The sequence below is a fragment of the Streptomyces sp. NBC_01210 genome (genome assembly GCF_036010325.1).
GTDB lineage: Bacteria > Actinomycetota > Actinomycetes > Streptomycetales > Streptomycetaceae > Streptomyces.
In genome coordinates this window covers 8,042,498-8,064,257 of the sequence record NZ_CP108549.1, presented here as the reverse complement: position 1 = coordinate 8,064,257, position 21,760 = coordinate 8,042,498, and the positions used below count along the sequence as shown (strand labels likewise).

Here is a 21,760-nt window from a genome sequence, read left to right as displayed (position 1 = left end):
TTCATGGGATCGTACGCAGATGACTTCCGGGCGCGCACCACGCAGCCTCGAGGGAAGGACAGCCCTGGTGACCGGGGCTTCCCGGGGAATCGGCTTCGCCGTCGCCGAGGCGCTGGCGGAGGCGGGAGCCGATGTCGTGGTCACCGCACGCGATCCGGACGGTGTGCGCACGGCCGTGGCGGAGCTGCGCGGCGCGGGCGCGCGGGCGGTCGGCTGCACCGGCAGTGTCGCCGATCCGGCCCATCTGGATCAGTGCACGGAGCTCGCGGTACGGGAGTTCGGACGCCTCGACATTCTGGTCAACAACGCTGCCACCAAAGCGCCTTACGGTCCGCTGATGAAGGCCGATCCGGACGAGTGGCGGCAGGCTTTCACGGTGAATGTGGAGGCGGCGCTGCGACTGGTGCAGCTCGCCTGGCGGGCCTGGATGCGCGAGCACGGCGGGGCCGTGGTCAACATCTGCACCGAGGGCACGCACGGGGTGGGCCCGCAGGTCGGCGCGTACGGCACGAGCAAGGCGGCGCTGCTGCACCTCACACGTCAGCTCGCCGGTGAACTGGCCCCGGCCGTACGGGTGAACGCCGTCTCACCGGGGCTGGTACGCACCGAGATGGCGCGCTTCGTCTGGGAGGGCGCCGAGCGGCGAATCGCCGAAGGCCTGCCGCTCGGCCGGATCGGCGAGCCCGGCGATGTGGCGCGGGCGGTGCTCTGGCTCGCCTCCGACGCGGCCGAATGGGTGACGGGGGCCGATCTGCTGGTCGACGGCGGTACGAGAGTGCGCGCGGCGGCGGGCACCGGCTCGTACGCCGTCCACGAGCAGCTGCGGGCTACCAGTTCGCCGGAGCGTAGTCCTTGAGGAAGCAGCCGTAGAGCTCCTCGCCGTCCTCGCCGCGCACGATCGGGTCGTAGACGCGAGCGGCGCCGTCGACCAGGTCGAGCGGGGCGTGGAAGCCCTCGTCGGCGAGGCGCATCTTGTCGGGGTGCGGGCGCTCGTCGGTGATCCAGCCGGTGTCGACGGCGGTCATCAGGATGCCGTCGGACTCGAACATCTCCTGGGCGCTGGTGCGGGTGAGCATGTTCAGCGCGGCCTTGGCCATGTTGGTGTGCGGGTGGCCCGCGCCCTTGTAGCCCCGGCTGAAGACGCCCTCCATGGCGGAGACGTTCACCACGTAGGTGCGCTTGGCCTCAGCGGCTGCCATGGCCGGGCGGAGCCGGCTGATCAGGATGAACGGCGCGGTGGAGTTGCACAGCTGGACCTCGAGCAGCTCGACCGGCTCGACCTCCGAGACCGTCTGGACCCAGCTGTTGGTGTCGTGCAGATCGGGAACCAGACCGCCGGCGTCGATGGCGGTGCCCGCCTCGATCCTGGCGAGCGAGGCGGAGCCGGTGACCAGTGCCAGTTCGGTGACGTCCTGGGCGGTCAGGGCCTCGCCGCGGCCGACGGGCAGCGCGGCCTGGGCGCCGCTGCCGAAGGCGCCGATGACGTGGGAGCTGGGCAGCTCGCCCGCGGGCAGCGGCGCGGACTCGGCGGCGAGGAGTTCGCTGTACGCCTGCGGGGAGCGGCGTACCGTCTGCGCGGCGTTGTTGATCAGGATGTCCAGCGGGCCCTCGGCGGCCACCGAGTCGGCGAGCGCGACAACCTGCGCCGGGTCACGGAGATCGATGCCGACGATCTTGAGGCGGTGGATCCACTCGTCGCTGTCCGGCATCGCCTTGAAGCGGCGGATGGCGTCGCTGGGGAAGCGGGTGGTGATGGTGGTGTGGGCGCCGTCGCGGAGCAGCCGAAGGGCGATGTACATGCCGATCTTGGCCCGGCCGCCGGTGAGGAGGGCGCGCTTGCCGCTGAGGTCGGTGCGGGCGTCGCGGCGGGCGCGGTTCTCGGCCGCGCACTTCTGGCACAGCTGGTGGTAGAAGGCGTCGACCTCGACGTAGCGGGTCTTGCAGATGTAGCAGGACCGGGGGCGCTGGAGTATGCCCGCGATCTCGCCGGTGACCGACGAGGAGGGCAGCAGGCCCTCCGTCTCGTCGTCGATCCGTTCGGCGGAGCCGGTCGCGGTGGCCTCGGTGACGGCCTTGTCGTGGGCGGTCTTGGCGGCGCGGCGGTCCTGGCGGCGGCGCTGCTTCACGGTCCGGTAGATGCCGGCCGTGGCCCGGCGTACCGTGATCGCGTCAGGGTGGTCGACATCCAGCTTGTCGAGCTCGTCGAGCACGCTCAGGCAGACGGCCAACCGCTCCGGGTCGATGCCCGGACCGAACACCGGGCTGTCCTCTGTCACCGTCATCGCTTTTGCCGTTCCTCGATCACTCGTTCGCCGTAGCGCCCACTCAGCAGTTTCAAAAGCGCAACTTTACTGAGTGATGAGGTGTGGGCAAAATGCCGGGATCCGCACCGGTCCCGGCACGGCGAGGGGCCCGGCCGGATCCGCACCGGCCGGGCCCTTCTCCCCGGTCACGCAAAGAGGCCGGTGAGCCAGGTCTGCCAGGCGTCCTCGTTCTTCTTGGCGTCAGCGCCACCGGCGAAGTCGTGCACGCTGACGCCGACCGGCGCTCCGAAGTGGTTCCTGCCGAAGACGCGGTACATCGCCTCGTCCGTGCGCAGCCCGATGAAGTACGGGTTACGGAAGTCGACGACCGCGTCGAGGGGACCGGCGCCGGGCACCTCGACCCGTACCGTGGCGCCCTGGGCCGCGTCGTCCGGCAGTCCGAGCCCGCGGCTGACGACCTCGAGCCCGCCCGGGCCGTTGGAGGCGGCGGGAGCCTCGAGGGTCGCGAAGGTGGCGGTGCGGCCGGTGAAGTGCTTGAGGTACTGCTGCAGGGTGTGCAGATAGAAGTCGGTGTGCTTGTTGGCACCGTCGTACTGGTTGTCCCAGTCGTCGACGAAGATGCCGCTGTGCACATAGCGCACCCAGGAGCCGCCGCCCTCGCGCTCTTCGATGACATGCTCGAGCTGGTTGAAGGACTGCTGCGGCACGTCCTCCGGGCTCTCGGTGCGGCCGGTCAGATGCCGCGGCGGGTCCCACGCGGTGACGGTGCCGCCGAACGGCGCGGCGCCGCCCTCCCTGGGCTCGTACTCCATGGGCCACAGCCAGCCGCCCGTGCCGGTGGTGATCGCGTCCCACACCTGCTCGGGACTGGCGTCGACCTCGAACTCGCGGACGATCTCGAATTCCTTGGACATGATGACTCCTGATATTCAGGCGCTCCTGGGCGCGTGGATCACGTGGTGGACGCCCGAGCCGACCGTCGTGGACCGGACGACCTCGAGCGGGGTCTTGGCGGGCTCATCCTGGGAGAGGCGCTTGCCGCTGCCGACGACGGGGTCGATGAGCTGCTTCCTCATGACGACTCCTCGATGGCCCTGGTGGCAGGGGGATCGGGCTTGACGGTGGGGTGGAGCGCGACGACGATCCGGTGCTCGCGGCCGCCCTCCGCGTTCTCGTCGTGGTATTTGGCGATCAGGGCGCCGACGCCGTGCGTCAGTTCCTCGACGAACGCGGCCCGGTCGGCGGCCGACGCGAAGCGGACCTCGCCGTCCAGCGCATAGGTCGCGAGCCGCTTGCGGGCCTTGGTGGCCCCGGTGATCAGGGTGCCGACATCACGTACGAGACGCGCGGCGACGGCGAGCATCCAGCGCGCCGAGAGCTGGTCGCGGAAGCGGGCCGGGTCCGGCTGGACCGCGGCCAGGGCGAGCGGCGAGATCACATACGAGGCCGCCGTGGCCCGCATCAGCCGCTCGGTGACATTGCCCTTCCTGCGCTCGCCGGCCAGCTCGACCAGGCCGTGCCGCTCCAGCGCCTTGAGGTGGTAGTTCACCTTCTGGCGGGGCAGTCCGACACGGCCCGCGAGCATGGCCGCCGACGCGGGCCCGGTGGCGAGCTCGGCGAGCAGCCGGGAACGCATGGGGTCCAGCGAGACGGCGGCGGCCGCCGAGTCCTCGATCACGGTCACGTCCAACATGGCTCCACCCTCCCACCGACAAATAAATTTGTCCAGACAGAATCGCTTGTCGGCTGAGGAGATTGCGGAATTCGTGCGTCCGCTCGGAGGTGCGCCCGCTTGTGCCGTGCGGAGCGTGTGGGCGCACCGGGGAAGCCGGCGGCCGACCGCGGCCGCGGCCGCGGCGCAACGTTGGCTGAATCCAGCGAGTCACGCCCCAGAATCTTCAGTGGTCCAGACCCTTGAAGGTCGCCCGGCGCCCGGCAACCGCTTTCGGACGTTCCGACCTGGATGCCCGGTCGCGGGCCGGGAGCGGGCCGCCCTTTCGCAGAGGCGCGAATGGCGGCGATTCCCCGATCATCCCGACAGTCGCTTCGCAGCCACTTTGCGCCAGGTTTCACAATGCCCACACAGATCCCCCAAAAGGCACCTCACTATGTGATCCGACAGAGAGCGGGACACGCGGGGCGTCGCCGGGACACGTCGACCACCGCAGGGGGGCAAGGGCATACCGGGCCATGTCCGGCATGCCCTTCAGGGGAGGAACACATACATGGGGCGCACCGTCCGCACGGCTGCCTTGTCCACTACGAGCGCACTTCTGCTGGCGCTCGCCGCGCCTGCCACCGGGGCCGTCGCGGCACCGGTGCCGCGTATCGATCTGAAGGTGCTGGTGGTGGACGACGGGGGTCCCGCCACCGCAGCCATCGCCGCCGAACTCGACGGCTCGGGAACGCCGTACACCCTGCTCGATCTTTCCGGGACGAACCGGCCGGTGATCGACGCGGGCTTCCTCGCCGACACGGTGGACGGGCGTCCACGCGCCAAGTACCAGGCCGTGGTGCTGCCCAGCGACAGTCCTGCCGGAGTGGGCGCCGCCGAGCTGGCGGCGCTGGCCTCGTACGAGCAGAGTTTCGCGATCCCGCAGGTCGACGCGTACACCTACGCCCGTCCCGAGGTCGGTCTGGACTACCCGGTCAACGGCGGGTACAGCGGCTCGCTGGACGGTGCGCGGGCCGAGGTGACGGCCGCCGGCAAGGCCGGTCCCTTCGGCTATCTCGACGGGCCCGTGCCCTTCGAGGACAACTCCCCTTCCGTGGGCGAGAGTTACGCACATGTCGCCAGGCCCGCAGCGGGCGCGGACTTCACCAGCTACGTCGAGGCACCGCTGCCCGGCTCGCAGCAGCGCGGTTCGATCGTCGGCGAGTACCGCCACGACGGCCGCCGCGAACTTGTCGTCACGTTCGTCTACAACCAGTACCAGCAGCAGTTCCGGCTGCTGGCCCGCGGCATCGTGAACTGGCTGACGCAGGGCGTCATGATCGGCGCGGCACGCAACTACTTCGCCGTCCATGTCGACGATGTCTTCGCCGCCGACGACCGCTGGGACAGCGTGCTCAACTGCACGCCGGGCGACGTGGACTGCCCCCCGGGCCAGGGCGGCGAGCCGGACCCGATCAGGATGACGGCCGCGGACGCGCAGTACGCGGCCCAGTGGTCCGCCACCAAGGGCTTCACACTGGACATGGTCTTCAACGGCGGCGGCAGCGAGCTGTTCAAGGAGGAGAACGCCGGCAGCGACCCGCTCGCACAGCAGCTCACCGCCGACAGAAACACCTACCGCTGGGTGAACCACACCTACAACCACCCCTTCCTCGGCTGCGTCCAGAACGTCACCGTCGTCCCCTGGGTGTGCACCAAGAACGCCGACGGCAGTACGCAGTACGTCAGCCAGGCCGAGATCTCCGCGCAGATCGGCGACAACCGGGCCTGGGGCCAGCGCGCCGGACTCCCGCTGCAGACGGACGAGTTGATCACCGGTGAGCACTCCGGAATGAAGATCCTGCCGCAGCAGCCGGACGACAGCCCGAACCTCGCGCCCGCACTCGTCGCCAACTCCGTCGGCTGGCTCGGCTCCGACAACTCCCGCGACCCCGCCCAGCGCCAGGTCGGCCCCGCCCGCACGGTGCCCCGCTACCCGATGAACGTCTTCTACAACGCGGGCCACACCCGGGAGCAGATCGACGAGTACAACTGGATCTACACCAGGGCCTCCGACGGCGGCAGCGGCATCTGTGAGACCGCGGCCAACTCCACCTGTCTGGAGGAGCCGCTCGACACGGGCACCGGATACGCGTCCTACGTGGTCCCGCTGGAGGCCCGCATCGGACTCGGCCACGTTCTCGCCAACGACCCGCGGCCGCACTACATCCACCAGTCCAATCTGGCCGAGGACCGTATCGCCTACCCGGTGCTGAACCGCATCCTCGACGACTACGCGGCGCTGTACGCCGACAACACCCCACTGGTCAATCTGCGCCACCGCGACATCGGCGCGGAGCTGCGCGACCGTGCCGCCTGGAACACCGCCGTCAAGGCGGGCCAGGTGACCGCGTACCGCATCGGCGACGCCGTCACGGTGCAGGCTCCCAGTGGGGTACGGGTCACCGCCACCACGCCGGCCGGCACCCGGCAGAACCTGTTCCTGGGCACCACCGGCTTCGGCAGCCCCTACGCCGGTTCGGTCTCCGGCTGGGTCGCGCCCGGACTGCTCCAGGACCGGGTGAGCCTCTCCCTGCCCGCCGCCGCGACGCCCGCTGCCCGTACCGCGAAGACGCCGAAGGCCACGCCGGTCCCGCCGGCCGCACCACGGCTGCCGCTTCCGTCGGGTGTGCGCCAGCGCGTTCCGTACGGCGTGACGGGCTGACAACCGCAGCACCAGCTACAGACGAACCTCTCGCGGTCCCGGGGCCCAGCCCTGCCCCGGGCGCCGCGGCATCCACGCGCCCCTGCCTGCCCGACGGGCGAGGCGCCCCTTCCCTTCTCGCACCCAGGGGAGCAGTTCCACATGGCCGAGCCACTTCGCGCGCCGCGGTCCGGCGCGCATCTGGTCACCCTCCTCACCGAAGGCACCTATCCGCACAGCCACGGCGGCGTGAGCGTGTGGTGCGACCAACTCGTCGGCGGAATGCCCGACTTCGACTTCCAGGTCATCGCGGTGACCGGCACCGGGCGGGAGACCCTCGCCTGGGAGCTGCCCGCACATGTCTCGCCGCCCGTCTCCGTCCCCATGTGGGGGCCCGACCCGACCGGGACCGCGCCGCGCGGCAGAAGGCTGCGGCTGCTGATGGCCGCGTACGAGAAGTTCCTGACCTCGCTCCTCGACCCGGCGTCCGAGGCGCACTTCGGACCCGCTCTGTACGAACTGGCCCGCTCGGCCCGTGACGGTGTGCTCGCACCCGCACTGCGCACCGACCAGGCCGTGCGCACCCTGGTGGGCGTCTGGAACCGGCCCGACCTGCCGGTCTACGCCTCCCGGCCCACACTGCACGACGCGCTGACCGCCACCGACCTGCTGGAGCACGCACTGCGGCCACTGGCGGCAGCGCCACCGCAGTACGGCGTCGCCCACGCGGTCAGCGGCGGCATCGCGGTCCTGCCGGGTCTGGCGGGCAGGCAGCTGTACGGCGTACCGCTGCTGCTCACCGAGCACGGCGTCTATCTGCGCGAGCGCTATCTCGGCTACCGCACCGGCCCCTACCGCTGGCCGGTGAAGGCGCTGCTGCTCGGCTTCTTCCGGCTGCTCGCCGAGGAGACGTACCGCGTGGCCGCGCTCGTCACGCCCGGCAACCGCTACAACCGCCTCTGGGAGGAGCGCGGCGGCGCCGATCCGCAGCTCATCCGAACCGTCTACAACGGCGTCGACCCCGCGGCCTTCCCGCCCGCCGGACCCGAACCGGACGCGCCCACGCTCAGCTGGGCCGGCCGCGTCGACCCGATCAAGGATCTTCAGACGCTGATCCGGGCCTTCGCGCTCGTACGGAAGGAGATACCCGAGGCGCGGCTGCGGCTCTTCGGTGGCACACCGCGCGGCGGAGAGGCGTATCGGGAGCGCTGCGAGGCGCTCGCCGCCGAGCTCGGACACGGCGATGCCGTCACCTTCGAAGGACGAGTGGAGGACATACGCGACGCCTACGCGGCGGGCAATGTCGTGATGCTCTCCAGCATCAGCGAGGGCTTTCCGTTCACGCTGATCGAGGCCATGTCCTGCGGGCGCGCCACCGTCTCCACCGACGTCGGCGGAGTGCGCGAGGCCGTCGGCGACAGCGGTCTTGTCGTACCGCCACGGGAGCCGGAGGCGATGGCAGCAGCGGCACTGGAGCTGCTGCGCGATCCGCAGCGCCGCGGCGCGATGGGCGAGGCGGCGCGGCTGCGGGTGATCGAGCAGTTCACGCTCCGGCAGACCGTCGACACCTTCCGCTCCATCTATCTCGAACTCGCCCTGGGCACCGCCGAATCGGCGACCGGATCCACGGCGTCCCAGCAGACGGTCGGGGTACTCGCATGAGCGGCCCGCTACGCCTGGTGCCGGGCGAAGGCGACACCTTGCCGGCCGTACCCAGGCCGCGCAGCAGGACCCGCGCCCGGCCCAGCTGGGCGGCGGACCCGATCGACGAGCTGGCCGAGCGCCTGGTCGAGCAGGTCGCGGTCGCCGTCCACCCGTACGAGGTGGCCGCGCTGCTCGAATCGGACGGCCTGACGGGGGATCAGATCAGCGAGCGCTACGCGCGTCCGGATCTGTTCACGCTCGCCGAGGACCTCTACGCACGGGTGCCGCGCCACTACCCGGAGCCGCCGCCCGCACCCGACCCCTGGCGGCCCGACCATCTGCGCTGTGCGCTGCGCGGTCTGGTCTTCGCACTGCCCGGGCTGGCGTACGTACTCGGCGCCGGGCTGTGGCACGGCACGGCGGACGTCTCCGGGCTGATCGCCGCCGCGCTGGCGGCCTGGGCCTGGAACCAGGCGCTCAGCCACCGCGCGTATCTGCGGCTCGCTGCCGAGGGGCGGGCAGCCGCCGGGCGCACCCTGCGTATCGGCGGCCCGGCCGGAGCTCTGGGGGCCGCCGTCACGGGTCTGCTCGTCTCGGGCCCCGGTACCGGCGCGGCGTTCGCCGGCGGACAGTCCTGCTATCTCGCCGCGGCGAGCGTTCTGCTCGTCCTCGGCCGCGAACGCGTACTGCTGCTCACCCTGCTGCCCGTCGCGGCAGGCGCGGCGGCGGCCTCGGTGTGGCGGCTCCCGGCGCCGCTCGCGCTGGGGCTGCTGCTCGCGACGGTGACACTCGCGGTCGCGGCCGCCGGGCATGCGATCCATGGGACGCTGCGGTCCGCGCCCACCGCCGCCGCAGCCAGGCCCAAGCTGCTGCGCTCGCTGCCGTACGGACTGTTCGGGCTGGCCGCAGGAGTGCTCGCGGCGCTGGCCGGGGCCGGCGATCCACGCTCGGTCGTCGTCCTCACGCTCAGCATGGGCTTCGCCGAGTGGCTGCTGTACCGCTATCGCTCGCTCGCCGTCGCCGCACTGCGCGAGAGCACCACCTCACGCGGCTTCACCCTGCGCGCCTGCCGGGCCCTGGCGCTCTGCCTCGGCGCGTATCTGGCGGTGCTCGCGCTCGGCGCGCTGGTCGCCGGGACCGGGATCGCGCCGCTGCTCGTCCTGGGCGCCGTGCTCTGGACTGCGCTGCTGCTCCAGGCGTTCTCGGTGGCCTGGATGCCTGCCGCCGTCTGTCTCGTCGCCGCGGCAGCCGAGGCCGCGGCGCTGCCCGCGGGGCTGCCACCGAGCCCTGTCCAACTGATCTGTCGTACCGCAGCGGCGGCCGTTCTGGTCGCCGGGGCCTGCCGGCTGTTCGGCCGGCCCACCGCACACCGCTGACCGTGTTCTGACACCACCGCACCCGACCACCGAAACAGAGGAGCAGCTTTCGTGACAACCAACGCACTTGTCGCCGTCACCGGAGCCGAGGGGTTCATCGGATCGCATCTGACCGAGACACTCGTCGCCGCCGGCTTCCGGGTCCGCGCCATGGCCCAGTACAACTCCTTCTCCTCCTACGGATGGCTGGAGACGCTCTCTCCCGACACCCTCGACCAGGTCGAGATCGTCCTCGGGGACGTCCGCGACCCCGGCTCCGTGTATCAGCTCGCCGAGGGAGCCGAGGCCGTCTACCACCTCGCCGCACTGATCGCGATCCCGTACTCGTACCGGGCCCCGCACAGCTACGTGGACACCAATGTCACGGGCACTCTCAATGTGCTGGAGGCGGTGCGCAAGCTGGGGATCCCCCGTCTGGTGCACACCTCCACCAGCGAGACGTACGGCACCGCGCAGACCGTGCCGATCACCGAGGACCATCCCATCAACACCCAGTCCCCGTACGCCGCTTCGAAGGCCGGCGGCGACCGGCTCGCCGACAGCTACCACGCCAGCTTCGACACTCCGGTGGTCACCCTGCGCCCGTTCAACACTTTCGGGCCGCGCCAGTCGATGCGGGCGGTCATCCCGACCGTCATCGGCCAGGTCGCGGCGGGCGAACGGGTCATCACGCTCGGGGATCTGCGCCCCACACGGGACTTCCTCTATGTGAAGGACACCGCACGTGCCTTTCTCGCCGTCGGCACCGCGCCGGCCGAGGACGTCGTCGGCCAGACCTTCAACGCAGGGACCGGCAGTGAGATCTCGATCGGCGAACTCAACCGGCTCATCGGCAAGTTGATGGACGTCGATCTCGACGTACGCGAGGACGAAGAGCGCATCCGGCCGACGGGCTCCGAGGTGATGCGGCTGGTCGCCGACGCCGCCCGGCTGCGCGCGGCCACCGGCTGGCAGCCCGAGCTCGACCTGACGGACGGGCTCGCGCACACCATCGGCTTCTTCCGCGACCCGGCGAACCTCGCCCGCTACAAGACCGGCATCTACAACGTCTGACCGCGCTCGACCACCGCGTCCGCAAGCGCCACCCAACAGAACACCGACAGTACTGACAGGGGAGTCTTCATGCACGCAGTGATCCTCGCCGGAGGCAAGGGCGTCCGCCTCCGCCCGTACACCACCGCGTTACCGAAGCCGCTGGTGCCCATCGGTGACCAACACGCGATCCTCGAGATAGTGCTGCGCCAGCTCGCCGCCGCCGGCTTCACGAGCTGCACCATCGCCATCGGCCACCTCGGACACATCATCCGCGCGTACGTCGGCAACGGCTCCCAATGGGGCCTGCGCGTCGGCTACTCCACCGAGGACAGCCCGCTCGGCACCATGGGCCCGCTGCTCACGATGATGGACCGGCTGCCCGACGAGTTCCTCGTCATGAACGGCGACATCCTCACCGACCTCGACTACGGGGACGTCATCAGGCAGCACCGGGAGTCCGACGCACCGCTCACCGTCGCCACCTACGCCCGCAAGGTCGCCATCGACTTCGGGGTGCTCACCACGGAGTCGGGCAAGGTCGTCGGCTTCGCCGAGAAGCCGAGCATGGACTACCGCGTCTCCATGGGCGTGTACGGACTCAACCGGGAAACCCTCGCCGGCTACACGCCCGGTCTGCCGCTCGGCTTCGACGAGCTCGTGCTGGACCTGCTCAAGGCCCAGAACCCGCCGCACGCCTACGACTTCGACGGCTACTGGCTCGACATCGGCCGCCCCGACGACTACGACCGGGCGAACGCGGAGTTCACCACCCACCGCGGTCTCCTCCTCAAGGGAGCGTGAGAGGTTCCGTGCGCATCCTCCTCCTGGGCTCCACCGGATTCCTGGGCGGGCACACCGCCGAGCAGCTGCGCGCCCTGCCGGGCGTGCGGCTGCTCGTCGGCGGGCGGTCCGCGGCGGCCGATGTGCCCTTCGACCTCACCGCCGGTCCCGGCCTCCTCGCGGAGGCGCTGCACGCGGCCTCGCCCTCCGTTGTCGTCAACTGCGCGGGCGCGGTGGCCGGCAGCGCCGTACACCTCACCGACATCAACGCGCGCGGTCCGGCCGCGCTCTGCGAGGCGCTGCGGGACGCGGCACCGGGCGCCCGGCTCGTCCATCTCGGGTCCGCCGCGGAGTACGGGCCGACCGCACCCGGCTCGCCCGTCGCCGAGTCGGCCGCAACCAGGCCGCTGAGCCCGTACGGAGCCACCAAGCTGGCCGGTACGGTCGCCGTCAACTCCTCCGGACTCGACGCGGTCGTGCTCCGCGTCTTCAACCCCGTCGGTCCCGGTGCGCCCGCCGCAGGGCTGCCCGGACGGCTCGCCGGCGAGCTGCGGCGTGCCGGTGACGAGGGCGCCGTCCAGGTCGGCGATCTGTCCGCGCACCGTGACTTCGTCGACGCACGGGACGTCGCGGACGCGGCCGTCCGCGCGGCGACGGCTGCCGGGCCGCTGCCGCCCGTACTCAACATCGGCAGCGGCCGCGCCACCGCGGTACGCGAACTGGCGGACTCACTGGTGAGGGTGGCCGGCTTCCGCGGCCGCCTCGAGCAGACGGGCGACGGCTCGGCGCGTTCGCCGGCCGTGTCCTGGCAGTGCGCGGACATCGCGGCGGCGCGTGCCGCGCTGGACTGGCGACCGGAACGCACCTTGGACGACTCCCTCACCGCTCTGTGGGAGTCATCGGCCCCGGCCGGGGCAGCCCGATGACCGGGGCGACGGGGCGGGTCGTGTGCTTCGACGGCTGGGCCGCAGAGAACGGCGCACCGGCGGCGAGCATCCGGCCCGCGCCCGGCAACCACCTGCCGCACCGCGGCGATCCGGGCTCCGCCGGCACGGCAACGGAGGGCCGTCACGCATGACACTCCTCGTGCCGATGTACGTCCACCCCGCCGTCAACCCCGACGCCTGGAACGTCCTCGTCGCATCCGCACCACTTCTCTACGGCGTCGTGCTCAATATCGATGACGGACCCGGCGACGCCCCCGACCCGGCGTTCACCACCGCCGTCCGCGCGCTGCGGGCGGCCGGTGTACGGGTGCTGGGATACGCGGACACCGACTACGGGCGCCGCCCGGCCCGGGCGGTCGTGCACGACTTCGAGCGCTACCGCGACTGGTATGCCACGGACGGGTTCTTCCTCGACCAGGTCGCTCCCGACGCAGCCGGGCTGCGCCACTATCGGCGGCTGACCCGTGCCGCCAGGGCCCGCGGCGGCCAGACCGTCGCGCTCAACCCGGGCGTCCATCCCGCCGCCGGCTACGCGGCGCTCGCCGATCTGCTGGTCACCTTCGAGGGCGGCTGGGACGCCTACCGGGCGGCCCCGGCCGCCCCGTCCTGGACCGCCGGTCATCCGCCGGCCCGCTTCTGTCACCTGGTGCACGGGGTGCCGGCCGGGCTCTGCGGGCTCGCCGCCCGTACCGCGGAACTCCGCCGTGCCGCGGTGCACTGCGCCGTACCCGGCCACGGGCCCAACCCGTGGTCGGCCCTGCCGCCCGTTCTCCGGAAGGCCTCATGAACTGCACGACCCGGCTGCGGACCGTGATCCTCGGCCTCGCTCTTCTGCTGCTGGCAGCCTGCTCGGCCCCGCCTCCGGACCCCACCCCCGATCACCCCACTCCGGGACCGCGCTGGCTGCCGCGGCCCGGTACCGCCTGGCAGTGGCAGCTCGACGGCCCGATCGACGACCGGGTCGACGTACCGGTCTACGACATCGACGGCTTCGAGAACGACGCGGCGACCGTCCGCCGGCTACACCGGGCCGGCCGCAAGGTCATCTGCTACATCAACGCCGGCGCATGGGAGTCCTTCCGCCCCGACCACAGGAACTTCTCCGCCGCCGTCCTGGGCGGCCAGAACGGCTGGGAGGGCGAACGCTGGCTGGACATCCGCCGTCTCGACACCCTCCGCCCGCTGATGGCCGAGCGCATGGACATCTGCCGGTCACGCGGCTTCGACGCGGTCGAGCCCGATCTGCTGGACGCCTATCTCAACGAGACCGGCTTTCCGCTGACCGCCGCGCACCAGCTCGCGTACAACCGCATGATCGCGCGCCTGGCGCACGAGCGCGGCCTGTCGGTGGGGCTGAAGAACGATCTGCCTCAAGTGCCCCAGCTGGTGGGCGATTTCGACTTCGCCGTGAACGAGGAATGCGCGCAGTACGGCGACTGTGCGGCGCTGACACCTTTTGTGAAGGCCGGCAAGGCCGTCTTCCATGTCGAGTACGCGCTCCCGGTCGACAAGTTCTGCAAGCGTGCTCGTCAGCTGGGGCTCAGTTCCATGCGCAAGAAGCTCGATCTGGGGGTGTGGCGCCAGCCGTGCTGAGGGCACAGCTGAAGGAGAGCCGCTCTCCTTCAGCTCGAGGCGAGTACGGCCTGTACGGTCTTGCCGCCGCCGGGTCCGCCGCGCACGGCGAAGTGCTGCGCGAGCTGACGCACCAACGCGATGCCCCGCCCGCCCTCGTCCGACTCCTGCGCTGAACACAACCGCGGCGGTATGGGACTGCTGTCCTCCACTTCGACGGTGACCAGTCCGGTGTCGATGTGCAGCCGGAGTCGGCAGCCGCTGCGGCCGTGCCGGGTGGCATTGGTGACGAGCTCAGAGACGACCAGGGTCACGTCTTCCACCTGGTCCCCGGACACCTCCTCGCCGCGTCCGCTGGTGAGGAAGGCGGTCGTCAGATGCCGCGCCCAGCGGGCCGATGTCTCTGCCTGCGGCAGGGTGTACGTCGCGCATGCGGCTCGCCGACGGGCTTGCCTGTGCGCACGCATGGAATCACTCCGTTCTTCACTGGGCAGTCTCGGCAGCCGGTTCAGGCCAAGAAAACCGACTGGGGCAGCCGTCGGAGGCATCCACGCAACGACAGGCCCCTCACCCCTGTGATTCCCGGGTGGCACGATCGGCAATCAGCCGCGGGGCCCCTCTTTGGGCCGGCAAGCCTCACAGCACGCGCCGGCCCTTCCCCAGCGCGATGACTCCGTTCTTCGAGACGGTGTAAAGCTCCTGGTCGCGCTCGGGGTTGACGCCGATCGTCGCGCCGGGCGGGACATCCACGTTCTTGTCCAGGATCGAGCCACGCACCACCGCACCCCGACCGATGCGAACGTTGTCGTGGAGGACCGAGCCCTGCACCACCGCCCCCTCTCCGACGACAACGCCGGGCGAGAGCACGGACCGGGTGACCTGGCCGCGGACGACACAGCCGGGGCTGATGATCGACTCGCTCGCGATGCCCGCGCCGATGAGGCGGGCGGGCGGCAGCTGGCCGGAGTGGGTGTAGAGGGGCCAGCGCCGGTTGTCGAGGTCGAAGACCGGACGGTCCGGAATCAGATCCATATGGGCTTCGTAGTACGTGTCGATGGTGCCCACATCACGCCAGTAACCGTGCTCCCGCGCACTCTCACCGGGCACATGGTTCTCATCGAAGTCGTAGAGGTGTGCCACACCGCGCTCGGTGAGCATCGGCAGTATCGAGCCGCCCATGTCATGGACCGAGCGCTCGTCCTCGGCGTCCCGGTGGAGAGCGTCCACGAGCACCTTGGTGGAGAAGAGGTAGTTGCCCATGGAGGCGAATACCCGGTCGGGGTCACCCGGCAGCCCCGGCGGGTCGGCGGGTTTCTCCAGGAACCGCTCGACCCGGGCGCCGTCGGAGGCGGGTGTGATGATCCCGAAGGAGGACGCTTCGGCGCGCGGCACCTTGATCCCGGCGACGGTGACGCCGGCTCCGCTCTCGATGTGCCGCTGCAGCATCTGCCGCGGGTCCATCCGGTAGACGTGGTCGGCGCCGAACACCGCGATGTAGTCGGGCTGTTCGTCGTTGACGAGGTTGAGTGACTGCAGGATCGCGTCCGCACTGCCGAGATACCAGCGCCGGCCGAGCCGCTGCTGGGCCGGTACGGGCGTGACGTAGTTGCCGAGCAGACTCGACATCCGCCAGGTGGTGGTCACATGGCGGTCCAGCGAGTGCGACTTGTACTGGGTCAGTACGCAGATACGCAGGATGTCGCCGTTGACGAGGCTGGAGAGGACGAAATCGACGAGCCGGTACATGCCGCCGAAGGTCACCGCCGGTTTTGCCCGGTCGGCGGTGAGCGGCATCAGCCGCTTGCCCTCCCCGCCGGCCAGTACGATTCCGAGCACCGAAGGTCCACCGCGCATCGCGCCCCCTCTATGCGTGCCATGCCCGCCATGCCCGCCATGGCCGCTATGGCTGTTTGAGCAACTCCTCGTACACCTCGTACGTGCGCCGGGCCACCTGGTCCCAGCCGAACTCACGAACCGCGCGATCCCGTCCGGCCGCGCCCATCCTCGCTGCCTCCCCGGCGTCGTCGAGAACCCGGTTCACCGACTGGGTGAGACCCGACTCGAAGGCTTCGGGGTGAGCGGCGTCGTAGGGCACGAGCAGTCCCGTGCGTCCGTCCTCCACGACCTCGGGGATGCCGCCGACCGCCGACGCGACGACAGCCGTTCCGCAGGCCATGGCCTCCAGATTGACGATGCCCAGCGGCTCGTACACCGAGGGGCAGACGAACACCGCGGCATGGCTGAGGAGTTGGATCACCTGCGGACGCGGCAGCATCTCGGGAATCCAGTGCACCCCGTCGCGTACGCGGTCCAGCTCCTCGACCAGCTCCCGGAACTCATGTCCGATCTCCGGGGTGTCGGGGGCGCCGGCCGCCAGCACCAGCTGGGCGTCCGGGTCGAAGGAGCGGGCGGCGCGCAGCAGATGCGGGACGCCCTTCTGCCGGGTGATACGGCCGACGAAGAGGACGAACGGGCGGTGCGGGTCGAGGCCGATCCGCTCGAGTGCGGTCGTCTCGTGGTCGGGACGGTACAGACGGGTGTCGATGCCGTTGTGGACGACATGCACCCGGTCCGGATCGAGGGCGGGATAGCAGGCGAGGATGTCGGCGCGCATACCGCGGGAGACGGCGATCACCGCGTCCGCGGCCTCGATCGCCGTGCGCTCGGCCCAGCTGGAGAGGGCGTAGCCGCCACCCAGCTGCTCGGTCTTCCAGGGGCGCAGCGGCTCCAGCGAGTGCGCGGTCATCACATGCGGTACGCCGTGGAGCAGTTTGGCGAGATGACCGGCGAGATTGGCGTACCAGGTGTGGGAGTGGACCAGTTCGCGGCCCTGGAGCTCGGCGGCCATCGCGAGGTCGACGGAGAAGGTGCGCAGTACGTCGTTAGCGCCGTCGAGTCCGGCGAGCGGCTGGTGGCGCAGGACCCCTTCGGCCGCGCCCTCTCCCCAGCAGTGCACCTCGATGTCGGCGAGAGCTCGTAACTCCCGGGCCAGGAACTCCACATGGACCCCGGCGCCCCCGTAGACGTCCGGCGGAAACTCACGCGTGAGCAGTCCCACCTTCACGGAGACTCACCTCGCGAAGGCGGTTGGTTCAGCCCCCATGGCCTGCTTTCCGGCCGGGGGGCCGGCCCGCGGCGGAGCCGCAATCGGGGACTGCGTCCCCCGGGAAGAAACAGCACCCCACGATGGTCACTCACATACGGCGTGCGCGGAAGACCGCGGTCAGGACCGCTGCGCGGAGCGCCGCGGCGGACGGTCGAAGACGCAGTCGCCGCACAGCCCGCCCCCCGGGCAGCGGTAGTAGAGGCAGCAGCTGCGGCGCCGCAGCGCGGGACCGTGGACCGTGCCGGACAGATCGGGGTGGGCGAAGAGTCCGGCGGCGAGCGCCGATGCCCGTTCGCCCACTTCCGGCCGGCCACTGCGCCGCGCCCAGGCGTGGAGTTCGCGCACGGCCCCGGCGAGTGCGGAGCCCGCGTTGCCCCACAGCAGTTGCCGGGAGATCCGTACGTCGGCGTGGAGCGCGTCCGCCAGGGGCACGAGGTGGCCGTACTGCACCACCTCACGGACCGTTTCCGCGGTCGCCGGCAACGGATGTGCGACGGTCAGCCGCAGATCGTCGGGGGCGCTGCGGTCCGGGTCCCAGTGCAGCCGCGTGGGGTCGAGGTCGGGCAGCTGTCCGTACAGTGCGGCGGAGCCCAGCGCGACCGACCAGAGCCGGGCGGCGAGTCCCAGGTGGGCGATGGAGGCGGCGACCCTGCGCTCGGGGGCGCGAAGGCGGGTTGCGACCGTGTCGATACGGGCCGTGAGCGGCGCGGTGTCACCCGCGTACAGCCGCGCCAGCGGGAGCTGCCGCTCGCCCGGTGTGCCGGTCCGCAGGGCGAAGAAGCCACCGACGGAGCCCACCTCCTCCAGATCCACGCCCACGCTCCCGCTCTCTGTCATCACCCGTACGAGGTGTTCTGCCCCTGACATGCGGAATGCCCGCACCAGGTCACCGTAGTCACGGCTCGCGATGCCCGGCCGGGGCGGGGACACTGGACGGAGAACGCCGTATGCGTCCATATGGGTGAGTACGTCTTGGAACCGAGCCGGTCGGTCTCCCTCTCGCCGACGTGCGCCCCCGCCGAGAGGGGGATTTGACCGACGCGCGTACTACTTCGGCAGTAGGTCCAAGTGCCTGCTCAAGGACGACGACGTGAACGCTGAAGCGGGAGATCGTGGTCTCTATGAGTTCCCTCGCGCTGGCCGTGGTGCTGTCACTGGTCTCCGCGGTCGCTTATGCGGCCGGGGCGATCACGCAGGAGCATGTGGCTGCCTCCACCTCGGCACGGCCGTACGCACCGCTGCACCACGCCGCATGGTGGGGCGCCGTCGCTCTCAACGGGCTCGGCGCCGTGCTGCATGTGATGGCGCTGGCGTACGGGCCGCTGAGCCTGGTCCAGCCGCTCGGCGCGCTGACAATCGTCTTCGCGCTGCCGATGGCGGCGCTGTTCGTACGGCGCAGGGCGGGGGCCGCCGCCTGGCGCGGCGCGATCATGGCGACCGTCGGGCTGGCCGGGCTGTTGGCGCTGACCGGCACATCCACCTCCCACTCGTTGGACGGCGGGCAGCGCGGGGTGCTGGCCGCCGCGACCTTCGTCGGTGTGGCGCTGCTCTTCCTGGCCGCCCAGACCGTGAACCGGCCGATCATCCGCAGTGTGCTGCTCGCCGCCGCCGCGGGTGTGGCCTTCGGTATCGCCTCGGTGTTCACCAAAACCGTCGCGGTGGACTGGACGTGGTCCGCGCCGCTCGACCAGTGGCCGAGCCTGCTGGTGATCGCCGCCCTGGCCTGCGGTGGTCTGCTGCTCTCCCAGTCCTCCTACCACGGCGCGGGACTCGCTGCCCCGCTGGCCACGGTCACGGTCGTCAATCCGGTGGTGGCGGCCGCTGTCGGCATCACGATGTTCGGTGAGACCTTCCGGTACGGCGTGCCGGGCACCGTGTTCGCGCTCGGCTTCGGTGTCGTGGCGGCGGGCGGGCTGATGCTGCTGACGACGGAGCGGATCAAGGCGACGCGCGCGGAGGCGGAATCACCGGCGGAGGCGGACGCGCGGAAACGCCCCTCGCAACAGCCGGTCCGCCGATCGGAACCGCGGATGCGCCATGTGGAACCCCGAGGGCGCCACATACCTCCGCACGGGCGCCCGTCAGACGGAGACGCCACCCGATCTGAGGTAGGCGACGGGATCGATGTCGGACCCGTATCCGGGACCCGTACGCACCTCGAAATGGAGATGCGGCCCTGAGCTGTTGCCGGTGGAACCCGAGCGTGCGATCCGCTGACCGCTGCTGACCTGCTGGCCGGAGCGCACGGTGAGCGCCGACAGGTGCGCGTACTGGCTGTACTTGCCGTCCGCGTGGCGGATGACGACCTGATAGCCGTACGCGCCACCCCAGCCGGCCGAGACGACGCGGCCGGAGGCGACGGCCTTCACCGAGGTGCCGGTGGGGACCGGGAAATCCAAGCCGGTGTGGTAGCCACTGGCCCAGGCGGAGCCGGGCTTGCCGTAGGGGGTGCCGGGGCTCGCTTGCACGGGGGCGCTGAGTCCGCTCCGGTGCGCGGGCTTGGCCGCGTGCACCTGCTTGGGCGCCTGCTTCTTGGGAGCCTGCTTCTTGGGCCGCTCCTGCTTCGGCGCCTGCTGCTTGGGCCGGTCCTTCGGCTTCTGCTTGGCCGGCGCAGCGGTCGGGTCGGGCCTCGGGTCGGGCTTGGGAGCCTCGACGCGCAGGATCAGCTTCTGGCCCGGGTGGATGAGGTCGGGGTCGGGGCCGACGACGGTGCGGTTCTGTGCGTACAGCTGATGCCAGCCGCCCCTGACCTGCTCGGAGTCCGCGATCTTGGAGAGTGAGTCGCCGCGGGCGACCGTGTAGCCCTCGCGATGTGTGGGCACGGTGGTCGGCGTGGCCTTCTTCGGCGCTGCCTTGCGTTCGTATCTGTGCTCACTCTGCGGCGCTAATCGCCTCGCCGGTGCGATGTCGGGGGCGTCACCGCCACGGGTGAGCCCGGCGCGGGTGGAGCAGACGGGCCAGGCCCCGGGCCCCTGGCCCTTGAGGACCCTCTCGGCGATGGCTATCTGCTGGTCCTTGCCGGCGAGATCCGCGCGCGGGGCGAACTCCCTGCCCCCGTACGCCTCCCAGGTGGACTGGGTGAACTGCAGCCCGCCGTAGTAGCCGTTGCCGGTGTTGATCTTCCAGTTGTTGGTGGACTCGCAGGACGCGACCTTCTCCCAGACGTCCACCGAGGCAGCATGGGTCGTGCCCGCGCCGATGAGCGGCAGAGCCATGCCCGCACCGCCCGCCGTGACAGTGAGAGAAGCACGGTTGATGCGGCTCGGCTGGTATCGACGGTGCCGACCGGTTGCGGCCATCTCGGGACTCCCCCACTGGTATGCAGGTCACATCACAAGCGGCCAAACTAGGTGCACCGCACGCGCCATGACAAGGGGTCAGCTCCCGCGCACTGTGGCCCGGGTGACGGCCGGCGGCCGACTGCCGCCACGCGCCAGGAAGTCGGCGAGCGGCAGTGTCGCAGCGCCGACGGTGACCGCGTCCGGACCGAGCTGTCCCAGTTCGATGGTGGTGCGGGCGCCTGCGTGGCGCAGAGCGTACTCCCCCGCGTACCGGCGCACTTCGGGGAGGAGGTGCGGGCCGAGCAGCAGTCCGGCCCAACCGCCGAGCAGGATGCGTTCGGGCCGGAAGAGGTTGATCAGGTCGGCGACGGCCGCACCCAGGTACTCGGCGGTGTCGTCGAGCAGTGAGAGTGCCACCGGGTCGGGCTCGGGGCCGTCCGGGCCGGGGAAGGCCGCGGAGAGCAGCGCGGCCAGCCCGGCCTCGTCGTCGACGTCGGCCGCCGGCGGTCCGCCCGCCTCCTGCCAGCGTTCGCGCAGCGCTTCCGCGCCCGCGTACGCCTCCAGACAGCCGAGAGAGCCGCAGCGGCACCGTCGTCCCCGGATCCGTACGGTCGTATGGCCCCATTCGAGCGCACTGCTGCTGGCGTTCTCGTCGGGCGTGGCGGCGTGCACGACACAGGCGCCGACTCCGGAGCCGATGAGCGCGACGGCGGCCTCGCGGGCGCCGCGGCCGCCGCCGAACCACATTTCGGCCTGGCCGAGCGTCCTGGCGCCGTTGTCGATGAACAGCGGTACTTCTGGGGGCAGTTCGACGGCGGCGCGGAGGAGCTTCTCGAAGGGCACCGCGCTCCAGCCGATGGTCTGGCCGTGTACGACCGCGCCGTCGGGGGTGTCCTGTTCGATGATTCCGGGGACGCCGATCCCGATGCCGAGAAGACTCGTCGCGTCTGCGTCCGCGTCCCGCAGGACGTCAAAGACGCCGGTGCGGACATGGGCGACGATGCGCTCGACGTCGTAGCCGTGCTGGGCCAGCGGGCTTTCGGTGCGGGCGAGTTCGGTGAGCGAGAGGTCGAAGAGTTCGACACGTACGCGGGTCTCGCCGATGTCGATGCCGATCACCAGTCCGCCGCCGGGGGTGACGCGCAGCAGGGTGCGCGGGCGGCCGCCGTCGGAGTCGACCACTCCGGCCTCCTCCAGCACTCCCTCGGCGACGAGCTCCGAGACGACGTTGCTGATGGATCCTGAACTCAGCCCGGTAGCGGGGCCGAGCTCCTGGCGGCTCAACGGGCCGTCGAAATACAACCGTTGCAGTACCCGGGCGCGGTTGCCGCGCCGCAGGTCGCGCACTGTCCGTCTGTCGCGCTCCGCCATGATGCTCCTTCCCTGGACGCAACATA

Annotated in this window: 20 protein-coding genes; 10 read left to right on the top strand and 10 right to left on the bottom strand. The window is 71.0% G+C overall.

The genetic code is table 11. The features are described from left to right. Positions 1-19 precede the first annotated feature (19 nt). A complete protein-coding gene (locus OG735_RS36375; protein WP_327327394.1) occupies positions 20-856 on the top strand; it encodes an SDR family oxidoreductase in 837 nt (278 codons plus the stop codon). On the opposite strand, the gene OG735_RS36370 is transcribed toward OG735_RS36375, so the two are convergent. From OG735_RS36370 to OG735_RS36355, 4 genes are all read right to left on the bottom strand, one after another. Then, a complete protein-coding gene (locus OG735_RS36370) occupies positions 828-2,282 on the bottom strand; it encodes an SDR family NAD(P)-dependent oxidoreductase (protein ID WP_327327393.1) in 1,455 nt (484 codons plus the stop codon). The genes OG735_RS36375 and OG735_RS36370 overlap by 29 nt on opposite strands. 167 nt (positions 2,283-2,449) lie before the next feature. Continuing rightward, the gene (locus OG735_RS36365) at positions 2,450-3,178 is read right to left on the bottom strand and encodes an SRPBCC family protein (RefSeq protein WP_327327392.1); all 729 of its coding nucleotides are present in this window, start codon (positions 3,176-3,178) and stop codon (positions 2,450-2,452) included. 15 nt (positions 3,179-3,193) lie between these two features. Then, positions 3,194-3,340 (bottom strand): hypothetical protein, encoded by a 147-nt coding sequence (locus OG735_RS36360; RefSeq protein WP_327327391.1) that lies wholly within the window; start codon positions 3,338-3,340, stop codon positions 3,194-3,196. Continuing rightward, complete coding sequence (locus OG735_RS36355) at positions 3,337-3,957, bottom strand: ArsR/SmtB family transcription factor (protein ID WP_327327390.1); 621 nt, start codon at positions 3,955-3,957, stop codon at positions 3,337-3,339. Before OG735_RS36355 ends, OG735_RS36360 begins: the two co-directional genes overlap by 4 nt. A 532-nt stretch (positions 3,958-4,489) precedes the next feature. On the opposite strand from OG735_RS36355, the gene OG735_RS36350 reads away from it, so the two are divergent. The 8 genes from OG735_RS36350 to OG735_RS36315 all read left to right on the top strand — a co-directional run bounded on the left by OG735_RS36350 (position 4,490) and on the right by OG735_RS36315 (position 13,997). Further along, positions 4,490-6,643, top strand: a complete 2,154-nt coding sequence (locus OG735_RS36350; protein WP_327327389.1) for a hypothetical protein — start codon at positions 4,490-4,492, stop codon at positions 6,641-6,643. A 141-nt stretch (positions 6,644-6,784) separates the two neighbouring features. Continuing rightward, a complete protein-coding gene (gene pelF / locus OG735_RS36345; RefSeq protein ID WP_327327388.1) occupies positions 6,785-8,284 on the top strand; it encodes a GT4 family glycosyltransferase PelF in 1,500 nt (499 codons plus the stop codon). Next, complete coding sequence (locus tag OG735_RS36340; protein ID WP_327327387.1) at positions 8,281-9,642, top strand: hypothetical protein; 1,362 nt, start codon at positions 8,281-8,283, stop codon at positions 9,640-9,642. Before pelF ends, OG735_RS36340 begins: the two co-directional genes overlap by 4 nt. Before the next feature lie 51 nt (positions 9,643-9,693). Next, positions 9,694-10,695 (top strand): SDR family NAD(P)-dependent oxidoreductase, encoded by a 1,002-nt coding sequence (locus tag OG735_RS36335; RefSeq protein ID WP_327327386.1) that lies wholly within the window; start codon positions 9,694-9,696, stop codon positions 10,693-10,695. 69 nt (positions 10,696-10,764) lie between these two features. After that, positions 10,765-11,478, top strand: coding sequence for a nucleotidyltransferase family protein (locus tag OG735_RS36330; RefSeq protein ID WP_327327385.1), 714 nt, complete (start codon positions 10,765-10,767; stop codon positions 11,476-11,478). Positions 11,479-11,486: 8 nt separating this feature from the next. Further along, complete coding sequence (locus OG735_RS36325; protein WP_327327384.1) at positions 11,487-12,383, top strand: NAD-dependent epimerase/dehydratase family protein; 897 nt, start codon at positions 11,487-11,489, stop codon at positions 12,381-12,383. A 148-nt stretch (positions 12,384-12,531) separates the two neighbouring features. Then, positions 12,532-13,191: a spherulation-specific family 4 protein gene (locus OG735_RS36320; protein ID WP_327327383.1), complete on the top strand. Its 660-nt coding sequence runs from the start codon at positions 12,532-12,534 to the stop codon at positions 13,189-13,191. Continuing rightward, the gene (locus tag OG735_RS36315; protein WP_327327382.1) at positions 13,188-13,997 is read left to right on the top strand and encodes an endo alpha-1,4 polygalactosaminidase; all 810 of its coding nucleotides are present in this window, start codon (positions 13,188-13,190) and stop codon (positions 13,995-13,997) included. Before OG735_RS36320 ends, OG735_RS36315 begins: the two co-directional genes overlap by 4 nt. 29 nt (positions 13,998-14,026) lie before the next feature. On the opposite strand, the gene OG735_RS36310 is transcribed toward OG735_RS36315, so the two are convergent. The 4 genes from OG735_RS36310 to OG735_RS36295 form a co-directional block, all read right to left on the bottom strand. After that, a complete protein-coding gene (locus OG735_RS36310; RefSeq protein ID WP_327327381.1) occupies positions 14,027-14,443 on the bottom strand; it encodes an ATP-binding protein in 417 nt (138 codons plus the stop codon). Between the two features lie 169 nt (positions 14,444-14,612). Next, a complete protein-coding gene (glgC, locus tag OG735_RS36305) occupies positions 14,613-15,830 on the bottom strand; it encodes a glucose-1-phosphate adenylyltransferase (RefSeq protein WP_327327380.1) in 1,218 nt (405 codons plus the stop codon). Between the two features lie 46 nt (positions 15,831-15,876). After that, positions 15,877-17,040 (bottom strand): glycogen synthase, encoded by a 1,164-nt coding sequence (gene glgA / locus OG735_RS36300; protein ID WP_327327379.1) that lies wholly within the window; start codon positions 17,038-17,040, stop codon positions 15,877-15,879. A gap of 159 nt (positions 17,041-17,199) precedes the next feature. Next, positions 17,200-17,919: a (2Fe-2S)-binding protein gene (locus OG735_RS36295; protein ID WP_442812546.1), complete on the bottom strand. Its 720-nt coding sequence runs from the start codon at positions 17,917-17,919 to the stop codon at positions 17,200-17,202. A 284-nt stretch (positions 17,920-18,203) separates the two neighbouring features. Between OG735_RS36295 and OG735_RS36290 the strand changes: the two genes are divergently transcribed. Continuing rightward, positions 18,204-19,262: a DMT family transporter gene (locus OG735_RS36290; protein WP_327327378.1), complete on the top strand. Its 1,059-nt coding sequence runs from the start codon at positions 18,204-18,206 to the stop codon at positions 19,260-19,262. Here the strand turns inward: OG735_RS36290 and OG735_RS36285 are convergent. Next, positions 19,164-20,381, bottom strand: coding sequence for a transglycosylase family protein (locus tag OG735_RS36285; RefSeq protein WP_327327377.1), 1,218 nt, complete (start codon positions 20,379-20,381; stop codon positions 19,164-19,166). The genes OG735_RS36290 and OG735_RS36285 overlap by 99 nt on opposite strands. A 78-nt stretch (positions 20,382-20,459) precedes the next feature. Continuing rightward, positions 20,460-21,734 carry an ROK family transcriptional regulator gene (locus OG735_RS36280; protein WP_327327376.1) on the bottom strand — a complete coding sequence of 425 codons (1,275 nt, stop codon included), beginning with the start codon at positions 21,732-21,734 and terminating at the stop codon, positions 20,460-20,462. Positions 21,735-21,760 lie beyond the last annotated feature (26 nt).